Raw genomic sequence first — 18,774 nt, forward strand, 5'->3', positions numbered from 1 at the left:
ACTTACAACACGACAGAAAACGGTGTGAACCTGAATGCACAGTCCACAGCCAATGCAGTTGCTCGCGTTGTCACAGACACGATCAATCTGGGTGCTGGTAACGATACACTGGTAACTTACGGTGCGATCAACCTGGCTGGTGCACAACTGTCCAACATCGAAAACATCACAGCAAACTCTGCTGTTGTAATCACTGCTTCTCAGTACGCTGCTCTGGTTGCTGCCCGTGCTGCTCTGTCCCTGAGCACACCAGTCATCACTTTCACTGGCAATGTTCCACATCAACTGACTATCGTTGATGATATCGCTGGTGTAAACAACATCGATCTGTCCCTGATCGCTGTTACTAGCGGCACATTGGTTATCGACACAACATCTTCTTCCAATGCAACTGGTGGTGGCGTGAACAACACGACAACATCCAATGCAGTGTCCCTGTCTGGTGGCGCAACAGTAACAACAGGTGTAGTTGGTACTAACCCAGTCAATGGTGGCGGTACAGCATTGTCCCCAACAGCACTGGTAGCTGGCCAAACATTCAATAGCACATTGAACGTGAACGACAACTTCACAGGCGTGATTGCAACTCTGAGCGGTACAACTGTCAACGGTAATGCTGCTGACACAGATGTCATCACTCTGAGCGATGCAGGTGCTGTTGCTGTCGGTAACGGTACAACTGGCGGTACTATCACCAACATCAAGACTCTGAATCTGGCAAACGGTGCTAACACCGCTATCTCTATCGCTGCAGCTACAACAGGTATCACTACAGTGAACGGCGGCACAGGTAATGATGTGCTTGACGTAACTGGTGCTGGTACTTCTTTCGCAGCAGGCAATGTAAATCTCGGTATCGGTAATAACCAGTTGACACTGGGTGCGTTCAACTACACTGGTACTTTCAGTGCAGGTGCAGGTACAGATACTCTGGTATTGGCAGCTGGCGCTAACATCGGCGGTGCAAACGTGACAGGCTTCGAAAACCTGACATTGGCAGCAACTGGCGTGTACACCATGTCAGCAGCGCAATACAATGGCTTCACAGGCACTGTAACTGCAGGCAACACAGAAACTATCGCTCTGACGACAGCTGGTACTATCGTTGCTAACGCAGCGCTGGAACGCTTCACACTGGCTAATGGTACTAACACTTTCACTGCTGGTACTAACACAGTGAGCGTTGTTGGTGGCACAGGTGCAGATACATTCAACTACACAGCAACACAAATCGCCGGTGCAACAACTCTGGACGGCGGCTTGGGTACAGATACACTGAACATCGGTGCTATCGGTGCTAACTTGAATATCTCTGCTCTGGTAACTGGCGTTGAAACACTGAACGTAACTGGCTCTGCAGCAACTGGCTACACTTTCACTAACGAAAACGGTGCTGGTGTAACTCTGAACTACGCTAAAGGCGCAACTGGCGACGTAGTTGTTCTGGGTACAGGCGGCCAAACAGTTAATCTGTTGGGTACAGCTGCTACAGCAGTAACAGTAACCGGCGGTACTGGTGCTGATACTATCAACCTGTCTACAACTGCAACTGGTGCTGAAACTATCACTACTGGTTCTGTTCTGGCCAGCATCGATACAGTGGCAAACTTCAAAGTTGCAGGCGCTGACGTGTTCAAAACTGGCACAGCAGCAACAACATTGAACCTGTTGTCTATCGCTACTGCTGACACAGCAACTCTGGCAGCAGCAATCGCTACAGCAGCAACTGCAGCTGGCGCGGCTCTGGCAGCGAATACTCAGGCTTACGTTATCACTGTAGCCGCAGGTACAGCAGCTGGTACATATGCTTTCCAAAACATCGGTGGCACTGTAGGTACAGTTGACGCAACTGACTTTATCGTTAAAATCACTGGCGCAGGTTCCATCGTCGCTGGCGACTTCATCGCTTAATTCAGTAAGCAATGCAGGAAAATGGGTAGCTTGCTACCCATGCAGCAGGGAGAGAACATCCTCCCTGTTGTTAAAAATAAAAAACCCACCTCTGCAAAGCGGTGGGTTTTTTTATAGGTTTTTATATCTGTCGATAATGACTGTTTGCCCTAAAGATTTACTGTTAAATTCCTCATTCCTGGCTAGTTTTTGTTAGCATGGCTAGCGACAAATCCAGTGCACTTATTTTTACCCACTTGTGTAATGCCCATGAAAAAACTGAGTCGGAATGATCCCTGCACCTGCGGAAGTGGGAAAAAATACAAGCAATGCTGTATGGCTGCAGATGAAGCTGCACATGCAGCAGCAGAAAAACAAAAGCAAGCGCTGCAAAGCCAGCTTGCGAGCTGGATGGAGCAGGGGCTGGCGATGCATCAAAGTGGTCAGCTGGACGCCGCCAGGAAATTTTATCAACAGATACTGGCATTGCAGCCTGATCACGCAGATGCCTTGCATTTATTTGGAGTGACTGCTCACCAGCAGGCAGATTACGCACAGGCCATACAATTCATTCAGCTCTCGTTGAAAAATAACCCACGGAATTTCTATGCCCTGAATAATCTGGGCTCTGCATTGCGGGAATCTGGTTTGCTCAATGAAGCCTTGCAGTGCTTTCAACAAGCCTGCGCTCTCAAATCCGATTATGCTGAGGCGCATAGCAATATAGGCAATGTCTATAAGGATATGAACAGGTCAGACGAGGCAATACTGGCCTATAGACATGCGACCATCCTGAATCCTGCGTTGGCCGAACCATGGAATAATCTGGCGCTGATTTATCAAAAGCGCAAGGAGCTGGATGTGGCCATACAATGCGCAGAGCGCGCGGCAGCCTTGCTCCAGAATATGGCCGAGATTCATAATACCCTGGGCAATATTTATAAAGACGCAGGGCAGAAGGAACAAGCATTGCACAGTTATCAGCGTGCCGTAGCCCTGGACCCGCAGCAAGGAAATGCCTTGCATTTCATCAGTGTGCTAAGCGGGCAAGTCAGCACGCAAGCGCCTGTTACTTATGTCAGCAAGGTATTCGATGACTATGCAGAACGTTTTGACCAGCATTTGCAGGAGGTACTTGAATATCAGATACCCACAGTCATTGGTAAGCAGCTCAGGCAACTGAGTATAGGAAATACCGTTGCGTGGCGTATACTGGATCTCGGTTGTGGCACTGGTCTGGTAGCAAAAGAACTTGCGCCACTGGCTACGCAACTGGTTGGTGTGGATTTATCAGAAAAAATGTTATTGAAAGCCCAGGCCAGGCAGTTATATCACAGGCTGATCAAGGCCGATTTACTCGGTATGTGTAGTCAGGAAGCGAGTGCCAGTTATGAAGTGGTCACTGCTGCCGATGTTTTTGTCTATATAGGGCAACTTGAGCATATCATTCACCAAATTCAGCGTTTAATGCTTGAAGATGGTTTATTTGCATTTTCTGTAGAGGCTGCTGAAGAGACATTGTCATCCGATCCTGATAGCCCTGGCTATGTCTTGCGCGGCACAGGCCGTTATGCGCATCAATCAAGCTACCTGAAGAAACTGGCTCTGACGCATGGTTTTGCCATTCTGCAATGTTTGCCACAAACCATCAGAATGGAAAATCTGCAAGCCATACCAGGTTACTTGCATATCTGGCGCAAATTGCCGTGAGTTGCAATGCGCAAGAATGCTGACATGACTTCGTCAACCTTGCTGTTAACTACATATCTGGCTCTATCATGAGAAACTCTGTTTTCTGTGAGCTATCGGGCTAAGTCATCATCAAATGAAAAAACGATGGCTTCCTGCCACTGTCTTGTGCTGAAAAAAGCGCCATCAGATAATCCTGCTGATACAATACTGCACTTGATTTTGATCGAAACGCCTATATTTCAATTGGAATGGTCACGTAAGATCAAAATAATGATGTGCGATTAAATGTTATCTAAGCCTGGCGCTTAACCCATGCCATCAATGGAAATGGGCTTTTTCTAGTTATTGGAGTTTTTACTATGTTTCAAAATGCTCAAACCCTGGACAAGAACCTGCATGGCTCTTTGCGCTTTCAACCAGCACCAGATTTTTCTTTTGCCCGCGGTCTGACCACTGCTCCTTTGGCGCCGACAGAAATCCCTGAAGCAGCAGAATGCTATCCTATCCTGTTCACGAAATCTGGTCCGTTGAATGCGATTGCCATATTGGGCCTGAGAGAGCGTAATGTATTCCTGAACGACAAAAATGAATGGACGGACACCTACGTGCCAGTGCATGTACGTCGCTATCCTTTCATCCTGGGCCGCATCGGTGACACGGATGAATACCTGTTGGCGGCTGATATGGACGCGCCACAGTTCAATACCAAAGAAGGCGAACCTGTATTTACTGATAAAGCAGAATTCAATCCGCATTTCGCGAAAGTGCTGGAACTGCTGAACAGCTATGAAAAAAACCTGCGTGAAGGTCGTGTCATCCTCAATGAACTGGAAACTGCAGGCGTACTGGTAGCAAAAGACCTCAACTTCCGTGAAGGTAATGAGGTACACCTGATCGGTGGTTTCCGTATTGTTGACCGCGAAAAAGTATTGGCACTTGACGACGCAACACTCGCGCGCTGGGTACGTAGTGGCTTGATGACTTTGCTGGAATTGCACTGGGCTTCTTTCCGCCACTTGCCTAAAGTGGCACTGGCTTCTTCACGTCCAGACCAGGTTCAATAAATTTGTATTTGACGCGCATTAGCATGTGAATGGAAAATGGGGCTGTTATGCCCCATTTTCTTTTGTATCAAACTACAAGGTGAATACTTTGAAATTACTACACGTAGGCTGCGGCCCGCAAAGCAAGGCTGGAACCACACCCTATTTCCAGTCAGATGAGTGGCAGGAAATACGTTTTGATATTGATCCCTCAGTCAAGCCAGACATACAAGGCACTCTGACAGATATGAGCGCCGTAGAATCGGGTTCTATTGACGCCGTGTATTCTTCGCACAATATCGAGCATCTCTATCCGCATGAAGTGCCAGTGGCACTGAAAGAAATTTTGCGTGTGCTCAAGGATGATGGCATTTTCGTTGTCACCTGCCCTGATATGGTCTCAGTCTGCAAGCTGGTTGCTGAAGATAAATTATTAGAGCCAGCGTACATCTCACCAGCAGGCCCGATTGCTCCTCTGGACATCATGTATGGTCACCGGGCAGCCATGGAAAAAGGCAATTTGTATATGGCGCATCGTTGTGGCTTTACACAAAAAGTGTTGATGAATACTCTGGCCGAAGCAGGTTTCCAAACAGTCGTTGCAGCAGCCAGGCCATCCCTTTTTGATTTATGGGCTGTCGGCAGTAAAAGTAAACGATCTGCGGAAGAAGTGCAAAGTTTGGTACTTGCGCAATTGAGATAATGCTGACTGGTGCAGTATGCATAAAAAGAAGACGCAAGCCCGGTTGGCGGTGACAGGCAATAGTATAAATTCTGACAGTCAAGCTACGGAATTATTGCAGCAGGCACTGGCCTTGCATCAAAGCGGGCAATTGCCTGAAGCAGAAGCAATTTATCTGCAAATACTGTCCATCAATGCCAGGCATTTCGAAGCCTTGCAATTTCTGGGTATGATCAAGCGAGGCAAGGGCGAATTGCAGCAAGCCCTGGACTTGATGGCATCGGCGGCTGCCATCAATCCAGCACATGTCATTATTCATGCCTCAATCGGCAATGTTTTGCTGGATCTGGAACGTCATGCTGAAGCTATCGCCAGCTATGACCATTTTTTAGTGTCCATGCCAGATTTTGCAGAAGTGCTCAATAACAAGGGTAATGCTTTGAGTGCCTTGAGGCGGGAGGCAGAAGCCCTGGCTTGCTATACGCAGGCTTTGCAGAAACAGCCTGATTTTCCGGATGCGTATTTCAATCGCGGCAATCTGTATTTGGATATGGGTAAGTACCAGTTAGCTATCCAGGATTACGAGCAAGTGCTGAAGGCTAACGCCAGTCATTTTCAGGCGTGGAATAATCGTGGCAATGCATTATTGAAGCTGGAAAAACTGCAAGAAGCATTCCAAAGCTATCAGCAAGGCTTGAGCATCGCGCCAGACAATCCCGAATTGCAGGGCTGCCTGGCCAATCTCTATAAAATCACAGGTCACCTGAATGAGGCCGTACAGCATTATTCCAAAGTGCTGGCACTACCCACCACTGGTTTTCCAAGACAAAATGCGGCTTTGCAACTGGCAATTTTGCACTATGTCTTTGGCAGCCCGGAACATGTTGAAGCGCTGCTGCATGAGGCAAAAAGCATGCTGACCAATCAACTGATCAAAGACCAGGGTTCTTTGATTTACTGTGTTTTCATGCTGAAAATACTTCAATGGTGGCAGGCTTACAGGCAGCAGGTAGATACCCCCCAGGCACAAGGCGTGTTATACGTCATTGGTGAAAGTCATATGTTATCGGCGCATAATCTGGTGCTTGCATATGGCGGGCAGCATCTGCAATGCAAAGGCCTGTGGATAGAGGGATGTACACAATGGCGTGCTGGCCATGTCAGTAGCAATCACTACCAGCAAGCATTGATCAATTATTTGCTTGCCTTGCCTGAAGCTTCCAGTGTCTTCATCACTATAGGTGAAATTGATTGTCGCATTGACGGCGGTATTTATAAGGCCAGCAAAAAATCTGCAGATATCAGTCTGGAGCAACGCGTACACGATACCATAGCAGCATATCTGAACGTGGTTGCCACGCAGGCAAGGGCACGCAAGCTGAAGGTTATCGTCAGTGGCGTGCCCGCACATAATCTGGATGAAAGCGCACTCACGCAGGCAGAGTTCCAGCAATTTGGACGATTTTTATCTCTGTTCAATACCAGCCTGAAGCAACAGGCCATGCAAATGGGGATGGATTTTCTCGATGTGTTCACTTTGACTGATAATGGAGCAGGTAAATCCAATCAACAATGGCATATCGATGCCCACCATTTACGCCCTGACGGCATCTTGCAGGCGTTTTCCCATCATCTGATCACATCCTGAACCTTGATCTCAAGGGTAGCATAAGCATGCATCGCCAGACCGGAATAACGTTTATACTGTAGCAATTCCATTTGTTTGTATTTCTAGCCAATTTGTTCTATGAAAATCCTGTTCGTTCACCAAAATTTTCCAGGCCAGTTCGTACATCTGGCACCCGCGCTGGCAGCAGACGGTGGCAATGAAGTTGTGGCGTTGAGCATGCAAAAAAATCCGCCTGCGCTATGGAATGGTGTGAAGGTGTTTTCTTACCAGGTGGCGCGTGGCACCAGTGCCGAAACGCATCCCTGGCTGGCGGATAGCGAACCGAAAGTCATCCGGGGCGAAGCGGCCATGCGCGCTGCCCTTCAATTGCGCGAACAGGGTTTTGTGCCCGACGTCATCATCGCTCATCCGGGTTGGGGTGAAAGCCTGTTCCTGAAATCAGTCTGGCCCAAAGCCAAACTGGGTATCTATGCTGAATTCTTTTACCATGCAAGCGGGGCCGACGTTGGCTTTGATCCTGAGTTCTCGTCTGATAACATAGAACAGGCTTGCAAGATACAATTGAAGAATATCAATAATCTTTTGCATATAGAAATGGCCGATGCCGCCATTTCACCGACACACTGGCAGGCAAGCACTTTTCCCAGCGCATTTCGCGAGCGCATCAGTGTCATCCATGACGGTATCAATACCGACATGATCGCTCCCAATCCAGGCGTCGCCTTGAATCTGGGCGGTGACCTTACACTGACGCGTGATGACGAAGTCATCACCTTTGTGAATCGCAATCTGGAACCCTATCGCGGTTACCATATTTTCATGCGTGCCCTGCCACAGATATTGGCGCAACGGCCAAATGCACGGGTACTGATTGTAGGCGGCGATGATGTCAGCTATGGCGCCAAGTCAGCCACCGGCAAGTCTTGGAAAGAAATTTTCCTCAGCGAAGTTATTACGCAACTGCCAGAAAGCGCACTGAAGCGCATCCACTTCCTGGGCAATATTCCTTACCAGCACTTCATCCCCTTGCTGCAATTGTCGCGTGTACACGTATATCTGACTTACCCCTTTGTACTTTCCTGGAGTTTGCTGGAAGCCATGAGTGCAGGATGTGCCATCGTTGCCTCAAATACCCAGCCCCTGCATGAAGCAATACGCCAGAATGAAACTGGCAGGCTGGTCGATTTTTTTGATGTTGCAGCCCTGACTCAAGAGGTTTGTGATTTACTTGATCAGCCTGAAGAAAGGCAGCGTTTAGGAGAGAATGCCCGCCGTTTTGCCTGTGAATTTTATGATTTGCAAAGAGTTTGTTTGCCAGCCCAACTGGAATGGGTGCAGACACTTGCTGAAGAAACAAAAGTTAACATTCAAAATGAGATATCAACAGACTCGCTTGTAAACACTGTCGTAATTGAGTTAAAATGACACTGTAGCCAGCAAGACCATTAAGAACTCGGCGCCCCGCAACGGATATTGCGGGGCGTTTTTTTTATGCCAGCTTGCCTGGGCTGGTGCATGCAGACGTCCATCTCAATCAAAACAAGTCACGCCATCGCTGCTCTCAGACCGCAGTAAAGTCGCATTACTTGCAAACGGTCCCTGGTTCACACGCAGATGATGTGAGCATCTTTCTTTCTAAGCGCGTATTTAATATTTAATTTGCAAGTAAATAATTGCTAATTGCATAAATCCAGCATTTGCGAAAATTTCAAATTGCAAGTCAGATGGGGGAGTATCGAATAATTTCAATAGCTACGCCACTTAAAAGACGTATTTTTTTACATACAGGTGGGAGTATGCAAAATCAGCAGGAATTGATACACGAAACACGTTTTAAAAGCGTAAAACTTGTGTTACGCTTTCGAAAAATGTGATGTACGTCACATTTAATTGAGTTGTGAACAGGGATAATGCCGCCTTGCCTTAAAAATGCAAATGATTTTCACGTTCAACTGCATCCATCAAGCGGCCACCTTTTATATTGCGATGTTTTTAGCACTTCAGTGTGCAAAGAATACAAATGATCTCGAAATTAAAACTTCCACAAACTGAAATTGCACAGGTCTTGATGACCTTTAAAAGTGCCTTCAGAACCGTTGGCATTTTCAGTGCCATCATCAACCTGTTGATGTTAGCACCTTCCCTGTACATGTTACAGGTTTACGATCGTGTTTTGCAAAGCCGCAACGAAATCACCTTGTTGATGTTGACATTGTTGATGCTGGGCGCGTATGCCCTGATGAGTGCGCTTGAATATATCCGTAGTTTTGTCCTGATACGTTTGGGTGCCAAGCTCGACATGCAAATGAACAAGCGTATTTACACCGCTGCGTTCGAGCAAAACCTGAAGCGTGGCGGTGGTAATGCTGGCCAGGCTTTGCAGGATCTGACACAGATTCGCCAGTTCCTCACAGGTGCTGGCTTGTTTGCCTTCTTCGATGCGCCATGGTTCCCCTTCTATCTGGCCGTGATCTTCATGTTTGACACTTACCTGGGCTTGTTTGCGCTGGCTGCAGTAATCGTCATGGTGATTTTGGCTTATGCCAATGAAGTGGTTTCCAAAAAGCCGCTGACTGAAGCCAATACCATGGCTATCGTTTCCAGCAATCTGGCCACCAATAATCTGCGTAACGCAGAAGTGATTGAAGCCATGGGCATGCTGCCTAACCTGATGTCGCGTTGGTTCAAACTGCATGGTCGTTTCCTGCAATTGCAGGCAGAAGCCAGCGAGAAGTCCGGCATTATTACAGCATTGAGTAAATTTGTACGTGTGTCGGTACAGTCTCTGGTGCTTGGTTTCGGTGCTTTGCTGGTTATTGAAGGCAAGATGTCGCCAGGTATGATGATTGCTGGTTCTATCTTGTTGGGCAAGGCGACTGGTCCTATCGACCAACTGATCGGCGTCTGGAAGCAATGGAGTACAGTTAAAGGCGCCTATGGTCGCTTGAATGAATTGCTGGCGAGTAATCCGCCGCGTCAAGCTGGTATGGATTTGCCAAAACCATTGGGTGCACTGACTGTTGAAGGTGTTACAGCAGCGCCTCCGGGTTCCACCGTTGTGGTAGTCAAAGGCTTGTCCATGGCTTTGCAACCAGGTGATGTGCTTGGTGTGATTGGTCCTTCAGGTTCGGGTAAATCGACATTGGCTCGTTTGCTGGTTGGCGTCTGGCCTGCCGCAGTGGGTAAAGTGCGTCTGGATGGTGCAGATATCTACCAATGGAATAAAGACCAGCTTGGACCCAGTATCGGTTATCTCCCACAAGACATAGAATTGTTTGGCGGCACAGTGGCAGAAAACATTGCCCGTTTTGGTGAAGTTGATTCTGAAAAAGTCATTCTGGCTGCCAAGCGTGCAGGTGTGCATGAGTTGATTTTGCATTTCCCACAAGGCTATGACACGCGTCTGGGTGATGGTGGTGCTGGTTTGTCTGGTGGTCAAAAGCAACGTATCGGTCTGGCACGTGCCATGTATGACGATCCGTCCCTGCTGGTGCTGGATGAACCAAATTCAAATCTGGATGATGCTGGTGAGCAAGCTCTGGTACTGGCTGTCAACGATTTGCGTCAGCGTGGCAAAACCATCGTCCTGATCACTCATCGCACCACTATCCTGGGTGCCACTACCAAGCTCTTGTTGTTGCGCGATGGCGTAGCTCAGGCTTTCGGTCCGCGCGACCAGGTATTGGCTGCCCTGAATCAGGCAAATCAACAGCAAATGCAGCAAGCCCAACAGGCTGCGGCAGCACAACAGGCAGCCCAGCAAGCATCAGCACAAGGCGGTTTGCAATCAGCAGCTTCAGAGCCACCAGCAGATACACAGGCAAGAATTAATGCTACCGCTGCAGAAGAGGAATAATCATGAAAAATGCATTAGTCAAAAAAGGTGATGTCACGGACGTGACTACCCACAATGTAGAAATACTGGAAGTCAATACAGACGCGCGCAGCTATGCCCGCCTTGGCTGGGGCATCATCCTGGTCGGCGTGTTTGGTTTCCTGTTGTGGGCATTTACTGCCAAACTGGATAAGGGCGTACCTATGAGTGGCAATGTCGCTGTTGCCTCCAGCCGCAAAGTCATACAGCATCAGACTGGCGGTACTGTCGATGAAATCCTGGTCAAGGATGGTGATGTTGTCAAAGCTGGTCAAGTCCTGCTGAAAATGAACAATGTCAATGCCAAGTCAGCGGCTGAAATCACCAGGGTACAATTATTCACTTCCCAGGCAGTCGAAGCCCGTTTGATGGCAGAACGCGTCAATGCTAAATCCATCAGCTTCCCTAAAGAACTGGAAGCCGCGAAAAGTGATAGCCGCGTCGCCAACACGATTTTGTTGCAACAGCAATTGTTCACTACACGCCAGATTTCCATACAAAGTGAACTGGGTGCGGTGGATGAAAATATTGCCGGCCTGAAGTCGCAACTGAAGGGCCTGGAAGAATCCATGGTCAGCAAGAAGCAGCAACAGCAATTCCTCAAGGAACAACTGGATGGTATGCGTGACCTGGCCAAGGAAGGTTATATTGCCCGCAATCGCCTGCTGGATCTGGAACGTACTTATGCACAGGTGAACGGTAGTATTTCTGAAGATCTGGGCAATATGGGCCGCGTTTCACGCCAGATCATGGAACTGGGCTTGCGTAAATCCCAGCGCCAACAAGACTATCAAAAAGAAATCCGTTCGCAATTGTCTGACACGCAAAAAGAAGCAGAAGCCTTGCAAAATCGCCTGACGGCACTGGATTTTGATTTGAATAATGTCATGGTCAAAGCACCGGTGGCAGGTACTATCGTCGGTTTGAATGTATTCACCAAAGGTGCTGTTGTGCCTAGTGGTTTCAAACTGATGGAACTGGTTCCTCAGGATGACGCGCTGATCGTGGAAGCCATGCTGCCAGTAAATCTGGTCGACAAAGTACATCCAGGTTTGAAAACCGAGCTGATCTTCTCTGCATTTAACACCAATACCACGCCACATATACCAGGTGTCATAACCCAGGTATCGGCTGACCGTACTCTGGATGAAAGAACTGGTCAGGCATTTTATAAAGTCCGCGCAGAAGTAGCGCCTGAGGGCAAGAAGCTGCTCGCCAACCTGCAAGTACGTCCAGGTATGCCAGTTGAATTATTTGTCAGCACGGGTGGCCGCACCATGATGAACTACTTGCTCAAGCCAATTATTGACCGTGCCCACTCCGCAATGACTGAGGATTAATCATGAAAAAATCATGGAAACGCCTTAGCCTGATCGCCTCTGCCACAAGTATTTTGCTGGCTTCAGCAGGCCAGGCTTCGGCCATAGGTTTGTTGCAGGCTTATGAAGCGGCCTTGTTGAACGACCCGACTTACCGTTCTGCCGTTTCTGAAAATATCGCCGGCCAGGAGTTCAGGAAAATCGGTCGTGCCGGCCTGCTGCCCAGCATACAGTTCAATTACGGAACAGGTAAAAACAAGGCCGATACTATAGGGCCACCGGGTTTGTTTACGGGTGGCAAACCGACTATCAATGAGTATGAGTATACAAGCTTAACCAATACACTCTCATTGCGTCAGGTCCTGTTCAATCTGGATACGACAGCACGTTACAAACAGGGTATAGCGCAAACCAATTATAGCGATGCGATCTTTTCTGCGCGTAGCAAGGATTTGATGATACGTCTGGTAACTGCTTACGCTGATACCAAATTTGCAGAAGACCAGCTGGATTTGTACCGTGCCCAGCGCGATGCCCTGGCAGAGCAAAAGCGCATCAATGAGCGCATGTTTGAAAAAGGCGAAGGCACTAAAACAGATATGCTGGAAACACAGGCCAAGCTTGACGTGGCCGAAGCGCAAGTCCTGGAAGCTGGCGATAACGTGACCAATTTGCGTAATACTTTAGCAGCAATTACTGGTCTGGAATCCAATCAGCTTGATAGCTTGCGCGCTGACTTTCAGCTGGCTCCAGCTGCCTTGAATACCTTCGAAGAATGGATGACGGTCGCGACTGAAAATAATCCAGAGATCACCGCAGCCAAGTATTCGCTGGAAGTGGCAGAGCATGAAATCAGTAAAAGCAAGGCTGGCCATGCGCCAAGGCTGGAACTGAATGCCAGTTATAACCGTTCAGTCTCAGATAGTGTCACCAATTACAGCCAGGATCAAACGGTAAAAAGCATAGGTGTGCAACTGGTGATACCTATTTATTCTGGTGGTTACGTCAATGCGATCACTAATCAATCGGTAGCCAATCGCGATAAGGCCAGAGCTGAGCTGGATTCGACACGCAGCCGCATAGGAATAGAATTGCGCAGGCAGCATAATGCCTTGCAAAGTAGTGCGACCAAGATAGCTGCTTTGCAAAAGTCAGTTAATTCTTCCAGCTTGCTGGTAGAAGCGACCAAGCAGAGTGTCAAAGGTGGCGTGCGTATCAATCTGGATGTGCTCAGTGCCGAGCAACAACTGGTTGCTGCAAGACGTGATCTGGCGCAGGCAAAATATAATTACCTGATCAGCTTTTTGAAATTACGTGTAGCTGCTGGTACTGTCAATGTTGAAGATTTACAAACTGTGGCGGGATACTTCTCCCCGATCAATTAAATCTTGCACATATAAAAAACGGCACAGGCTAAAAAGCCTGTGCCGTTTTTTTTGAGCGAGAGAAAAATCAGCCTGCCAGTTTTTTCTTCAATAATTCATTGACCTGGGCAGGGTTGCCTTTACCCTTGGTGGCTTTCATGGCCTGACCGACCAGGGAGTTGAATGCCTTTTCTTTACCTGCACGGTATTCATCGACAGACTGCTGGTTTGCAGCCATGACTTCGTCGATGATTTTTTCCAAAGCGCCAACATCAGAGATTTGCTTCAAGCCTTTAGCTTCAATCACCTGATCTGCGAGGTTTGCATCATCAGATGGTGCTTGCCACATGGCTGTAAACACTTCCTTGGCAATTTTGTTGGAAATCGTGCCGTCAGCAATACGCTGCAACAATACAGCCAGTTGCGCAGATGTGACCGGGATAGCATTGATATCCAGGCCTTCACGGTTCAGGGTGGCTGACACATCACCCATCATCCAGTTGGCCGCAGGTTTGGCTTGTGCCGCACCCGCTGCAGTCACTACTGCTTCAAAATAAGTAGCCATGCCTTTGGATTGCGTCAGGATAGTCGCATCATATTCAGGCAAACCCAGTTGCTCAATGAAGCGCTGGCGCATGGCAGATGGCAGTTCGGGCATGGTGGCGCGTACTTGCTCTACCCATTCGCGGCTGATTTTCAATGGCGGCAGATCGGGGTCAGGGAAGTAACGATAATCCATCGAATCTTCCTTGCTGCGCATGGAGCGGGTTTCTTTTTTGTCCGGGTCATACAGGCGTGTTTCCTGAATGACTTTGCCGCCATCTTCTATCAAATCTATCTGGCGACGTACTTCGATATTGATCGCTTCTTCCAGGAAACGGAAAGAGTTCAGATTCTTGATTTCGCAACGCGTGCCAAATTCTTTTTGGCCGACTGGTCGCACAGAAACGTTGGCATCGCAACGGAAAGAACCTTCCTGCATATTGCCGTCACAAATATCCAGCCAGGTCACCAGCGAATGCAGTGCTTTTGCGTAGCCAACTGCCTCGGCCGCGCTACGCATAACAGGCTCAGTAACGATTTCCAGCAAAGGCGTGCCTGCACGGTTCAGGTCTATACCTGTCATGCCCTGGGCTGCACCATGCGTGGACTTACCAGCATCTTCTTCCAGATGGGCACGTGTCAGTTCTATGTTCCTGAATTCGGTTTTGCCATCTTTTTCAAAAACGCAAGGAACGAAACCACCTTGTACCACCGGGATTTCAAACTGGCTGATCTGATAGCCCTTAGGCAGGTCAGGGTAGAAGTAATTTTTGCGGGCAAAGATGGATTCCGGTGCGACCAGCGCACCAACGGCCAGGCCAAACTGTATGGCTTTTTCTACCGCGCCTTTATTCATGACTGGCAACACGCCAGGCAGGGCCAGGTCAACCGGGCTGGCCTGGGTATTTGCTTCGGCACCAAACTGGATTGAAGAGCCGCTGAAAATTTTTGAGTTGGTCTTGAGTTGCGCATGCGTCTCAAAACCGATAACGACTTCCCATTGCATAATATTTCCTCGTCTTATCTTTAACTTGTCGTACCTGCTCATCTGTAGAACAGGCAGCACATCAATTCATTTCATTACTCGTAGGTACAAAGCCCGGTTTTGGTATTCACCGTCAGCTCTGAAAAATTCCTGCGCGAGCCACATAGTGCAGAGCACGTAGGCTTGACATGCAGCGTATCGCCTTCACGTTCCAGACGTATGCTGCATTGCGAGCCACGCTCTACATCATAGCCACGCTTCTGTCTTGCAGACTGCGCATTTTTGAGTCGTATGCGCCAGCCTTTGTCTGTCAATTCTGCTTCCAGGCCATCTTCAGTATCTATGCTGCATTCATGTCCGCGATTGCTGCGAAATACTGAGGACTCCCATTGAAACTCAGTGATCTGCGTGCCGTTCAATTGCATGCGTGCCTGGTCACTGTAGATCAGGCGCTCACCATCAGCATCTTCCTGCAGCGTTTGCGCACAGGCAATATGTGTGTTCAATGTCTGTGCCGACAAAGTCCCACATATCAAGCACATGGCTGCGCCCAGGAAGATTTTCAAGCTCATACTGGGCTGCGCGTATGCCAGTCAGTTGCTTGCTGGAATTGGTGTGCCACATTCAGCAATTTTGCTTCATCAAAATAATTGCCGATAATTTGCAAGCCTACCGGGCGCTTGGCATTTTTCTCACCCTGACCAAAACCGCAAGGGATGGACATGCCAGGCAAGCCAGCCAGGCTGGTCGATAAAGTGAAAATATCAGCCAGGTAATTAGCGACGGGATCATCTGCCTTGGAGCCCAGGTCCCATGCCACGGTCGGCGCTACCGGCCCCATGATGACATCGCATTTCTCAAATGCAGCAGCAAAGTCTTGTGCGATCAGGCGACGGATTCTCTGTGCCTGCAAATAATAGGCATCGTAGTAACCGTGCGACAGTACATAGGCACCGACCAGGATACGGCGCTTGACTTCAGCACCAAAACCTTCGGCTCGTGACTTCTTGTACATCTCATTCAAGTCTTTGTAATCGGCCGCACGGTGACCATAACGCACACCATCAAAGCGGCTCAGATTTGAAGAGGCTTCTGCCGGTGCAATCACATAATACACAGGGATGGACAGCTCGGTTTTTGGCAGCGAGATTTCTACCAGTGTCGCGCCCAGCTTTTCATATTCAGCAAGCGCAGCACGTACTGCCTGTTCCACATCCGCAGCCAGGCCGTCAGAGAAAAATTCTTTTGGCACACCGATACGCAAGCCTTGCAAAGACTTGCTCAGGTCACGGTTGAAATCTTCTTTCTTGCGTTCCAGCGAAGTAGAGTCTCTCTCATCAAAACCTGTCATCGCATTCAGCAAGATGCCACAGTCTTCTGCGGTCTGGGCGATAGGGCCACCCTGGTCCAGCGAAGAAGCAAAAGCGATCATGCCATAACGGGATACGCTGCCATAAGTAGGCTTGATACCAGTGACGCCACAAAACGATGCCGGTTGACGGATAGAGCCGCCGGTATCAGTTGCAGTCACCGCCGGTGCCAGGCGTGCGGCAATTGCAGCTGCTGAGCCACCTGAAGAACCACCGGGTACGGCAGTCTGGTCCCAGGGGTTTTTCACCGCACCAAAATAAGAATTTTCATTCGATGAACCCATGGCGAATTCGTCGCAATTCAATTTGCCCAGCGTGACCGTGCCAGCCTTGTTGAACAGATCAACCACGGTGGCGTCAAAGGGACTGACATAATTTTCCAGCATGCGTGAACCGGCAGTTGAGCGCCAGTCGCGTGTCACGAAAATATCTTTGTGAGCGATAGGTACGCCAGTCAAGACACCGGCATTACCACTGGCCAGACGTGCATCGGCTGCAGCAGCCTGTTGCAGGGTCCATTCAGGATTGACATGCAGGAAGGCATTCAGGTCACTGGCAGCAATACGGTTCAGATAATGCTGGGCAAGTTCGGTGGCGGATACCTGCTTGCTTTGCAGCAGGGCGGATAATTGCGAAATTGTTTTGGTATGCATGAGGACTCTATTGCTTATTCAATAACCTGTGGGACGAGATACAAGCCGTCTTGTGTCGCTGGCGCTGGTTTTTGGTAATCTTCGCGATGATTGCTTTCGCTGACAACGTCTTCACGCAGGCGCAAAGCCATTTCTGGCAGCAGGGCGGCGATAGGGTGGCTGAGAGGAGCTACACCAGTAGTGTCCACGGCCTTTAATTGCTCTACCAGAGAGAAAATACCGTTCAGTTTATCCAGAGTGGAAACTTCTTCTGCTGCAGAGGTTTCTATTTTTGCCAAATTGGCAATTCTTTTCACATCTTCAAGTGTCAGTGACATAGTTCAGGGGCGCATTTTTGCGCGAAAAAGTGTCAATCAATACATAATTCGATATACCACCAAAAGCGTAATTTAGGTGTTGGTATCAAATAAATTTAAACAGATTATAAGGTAGAATGGCGGGTTAATGCCCTAAATGGCTTGCTAAATCCCCTAACATGCTTATTGTGCTTGGATATGAGGTGCTTGGCTGGTTCCCGGTGAAAACGGTAGGGTTAAAAAATTCGGTAGCGCAGCCCAATAGAGCGGGCTCAGCCCACAATCAGTTAAACACAGGACAATACATGTTTGGTTTTTTACGTAGTTATTTTTCAAATGATCTGGCGATCGATCTGGGAACAGCCAACACGCTGATTTATGTACGTAGCCAGGGTATCGTGCTCGATGAGCCATCCGTAGTTGCCATCCGCCAGGAAGGCGGACCTAACGGCAAGAAAACAATCCAGGCAGTAGGTAAGGAAGCCAAGCAGATGCTGGGCAAGGTGCCAGGCAATATTGAAGCCATACGCCCCATGAAAGACGGCGTGATTGCCGACTTTACCGTCACTGAGCAAATGCTCAAGCAATTCATCCGCATGGTGCATGACACCAAGTTCTTCAAACCATCCCCACGTATCATCATTTGCGTACCTTGCGGTTCTACCCAGGTAGAACGTCGTGCGATCCGTGAATCTGCACTGGGTGCCGGTGCTTCTCAGGTGTACCTGATTGAAGAACCTATGGCCGCCGCGATAGGTGCTGGCTTGCCAGTGTCTGAAGCTACCGGTTCCATGGTGGTCGATATCGGTGGTGGTACGACTGAAGTCGGTATCATTTCCCTTGGGGGCATGGTCTATAAAGGCTCTGTCCGCGTTGGTGGTGACAAGTTTGACGAAGCCATTGTCAACTATATCCGCCGCAATTACGGCATGCTGATCGGCGAGCAAACGGCTGAAGCAATCAAAAAAGCCATCGGCTCGGCTTTCCCTGGTTCAGAAGTCAAGGAAATGGAAGTCAAGGGACGCAACCTGTCCGAAGGCATCCCGCGTTCATTCACAATTTCCAGCAATGAAATCCTGGAAGCGCTGACAGATCCGCTGAACAACATCGTCTCTGCCGTCAAAAACGCGCTGGAACAAACGCCGCCAGAACTGGGTGCCGACATTGCTGAAAAAGGCATGATGCTGACTGGTGGTGGCGCACTCTTACGTGATCTCGACCGTCTGCTGATGGAAGAAACAGGCTTGCCAGTCATCGTTGCCGAAGACCCGCTGACTTGCGTAGTCCGTGGCTCTGGCATGGCACTGGAACGCATGGATAAGCTGGGTTCGATCTTTTCTTACGAATAATAAGAGTTAAGCACCGGACCATCGTGGGATATGGCAGCCAGCATTGATGTTGGTTGTCAATCCCGTATTTGATGAGGCGTGCAT

14 protein-coding genes are annotated in these 18,774 nt (G+C 48.9%); 10 read left to right on the top strand and 4 right to left on the bottom strand.

Annotated elements, in window-relative coordinates; translation table 11 throughout:
- The 9 genes from DFR42_RS29265 to DFR42_RS17300 all read left to right on the top strand — a co-directional run.
- Window positions 1-1,911 (top strand): beta strand repeat-containing protein (locus tag DFR42_RS29265; protein WP_425450886.1); only part of this gene is annotated, 1,911 nt, incomplete at its 5' end.
- Between the two features lie 249 nt (window positions 1,912-2,160).
- Complete coding sequence (locus DFR42_RS17265) at window positions 2,161-3,600, top strand: tetratricopeptide repeat protein (RefSeq protein WP_170133566.1); 1,440 nt, start codon at window positions 2,161-2,163, stop codon at window positions 3,598-3,600.
- Window positions 3,601-3,941: 341 nt separating this feature from the next.
- Window positions 3,942-4,646 (top strand): SapC family protein, encoded by a 705-nt coding sequence (locus DFR42_RS17270; protein WP_110256276.1) that lies wholly within the window; start codon window positions 3,942-3,944, stop codon window positions 4,644-4,646.
- 79 nt (window positions 4,647-4,725) lie between these two features.
- Window positions 4,726-5,328, top strand: a complete 603-nt coding sequence (locus DFR42_RS17275; protein ID WP_425450887.1) for a class I SAM-dependent methyltransferase — start codon at window positions 4,726-4,728, stop codon at window positions 5,326-5,328.
- Window positions 5,329-5,344: 16 nt separating this feature from the next.
- Window positions 5,345-6,955: a tetratricopeptide repeat protein gene (locus DFR42_RS17280; protein WP_110256277.1), complete on the top strand. Its 1,611-nt coding sequence runs from the start codon at window positions 5,345-5,347 to the stop codon at window positions 6,953-6,955.
- A gap of 99 nt (window positions 6,956-7,054) precedes the next feature.
- The gene (locus DFR42_RS17285; RefSeq protein WP_110256278.1) at window positions 7,055-8,362 is read left to right on the top strand and encodes a glycosyltransferase family 4 protein; all 1,308 of its coding nucleotides are present in this window, start codon (window positions 7,055-7,057) and stop codon (window positions 8,360-8,362) included.
- A 595-nt stretch (window positions 8,363-8,957) separates the two neighbouring features.
- A complete protein-coding gene (locus DFR42_RS17290; RefSeq protein ID WP_110256279.1) occupies window positions 8,958-10,793 on the top strand; it encodes a type I secretion system permease/ATPase in 1,836 nt (611 codons plus the stop codon).
- A 2-nt stretch (window positions 10,794-10,795) separates the two neighbouring features.
- Complete coding sequence (locus DFR42_RS17295) at window positions 10,796-12,151, top strand: HlyD family type I secretion periplasmic adaptor subunit (protein WP_110256280.1); 1,356 nt, start codon at window positions 10,796-10,798, stop codon at window positions 12,149-12,151.
- A gap of 2 nt (window positions 12,152-12,153) precedes the next feature.
- Window positions 12,154-13,515 carry a TolC family outer membrane protein gene (locus DFR42_RS17300; RefSeq protein WP_110256281.1) on the top strand — a complete coding sequence of 454 codons (1,362 nt, stop codon included), beginning with the start codon at window positions 12,154-12,156 and terminating at the stop codon, window positions 13,513-13,515.
- A 67-nt stretch (window positions 13,516-13,582) separates the two neighbouring features.
- On the opposite strand, the gene gatB is transcribed toward DFR42_RS17300, so the two are convergent.
- From gatB to gatC, 4 genes are read right to left on the bottom strand one after another with little or no spacing between them, the layout of a single operon-like run.
- Complete coding sequence (gene gatB / locus DFR42_RS17305) at window positions 13,583-15,085, bottom strand: Asp-tRNA(Asn)/Glu-tRNA(Gln) amidotransferase subunit GatB (RefSeq protein ID WP_110256282.1); 1,503 nt, start codon at window positions 15,083-15,085, stop codon at window positions 13,583-13,585.
- Between the two features lie 32 nt (window positions 15,086-15,117).
- Window positions 15,118-15,594: a hypothetical protein gene (locus DFR42_RS17310; protein WP_110256283.1), complete on the bottom strand. Its 477-nt coding sequence runs from the start codon at window positions 15,592-15,594 to the stop codon at window positions 15,118-15,120.
- Window positions 15,591-17,045 (bottom strand): Asp-tRNA(Asn)/Glu-tRNA(Gln) amidotransferase subunit GatA, encoded by a 1,455-nt coding sequence (gene gatA, locus DFR42_RS17315; protein WP_110256284.1) that lies wholly within the window; start codon window positions 17,043-17,045, stop codon window positions 15,591-15,593. The genes DFR42_RS17310 and gatA overlap by 4 nt, the downstream gene beginning before the upstream one ends.
- Before the next feature lie 14 nt (window positions 17,046-17,059).
- Complete coding sequence (gene gatC, locus DFR42_RS17320; RefSeq protein WP_110256285.1) at window positions 17,060-17,362, bottom strand: Asp-tRNA(Asn)/Glu-tRNA(Gln) amidotransferase subunit GatC; 303 nt, start codon at window positions 17,360-17,362, stop codon at window positions 17,060-17,062.
- A gap of 284 nt (window positions 17,363-17,646) precedes the next feature.
- Here gatC and DFR42_RS17325 point away from each other — a divergent pair, with 284 nt between their 5' ends.
- Window positions 17,647-18,690, top strand: coding sequence for a rod shape-determining protein (locus tag DFR42_RS17325; protein ID WP_110256286.1), 1,044 nt, complete (start codon window positions 17,647-17,649; stop codon window positions 18,688-18,690).
- Window positions 18,691-18,774: the final 84 nt, after the last annotated feature.

This window comes from Undibacterium pigrum (assembly GCF_003201815.1).
Classification (GTDB): Bacteria; Pseudomonadota; Gammaproteobacteria; order Burkholderiales; family Burkholderiaceae_D; genus Undibacterium; species Undibacterium pigrum.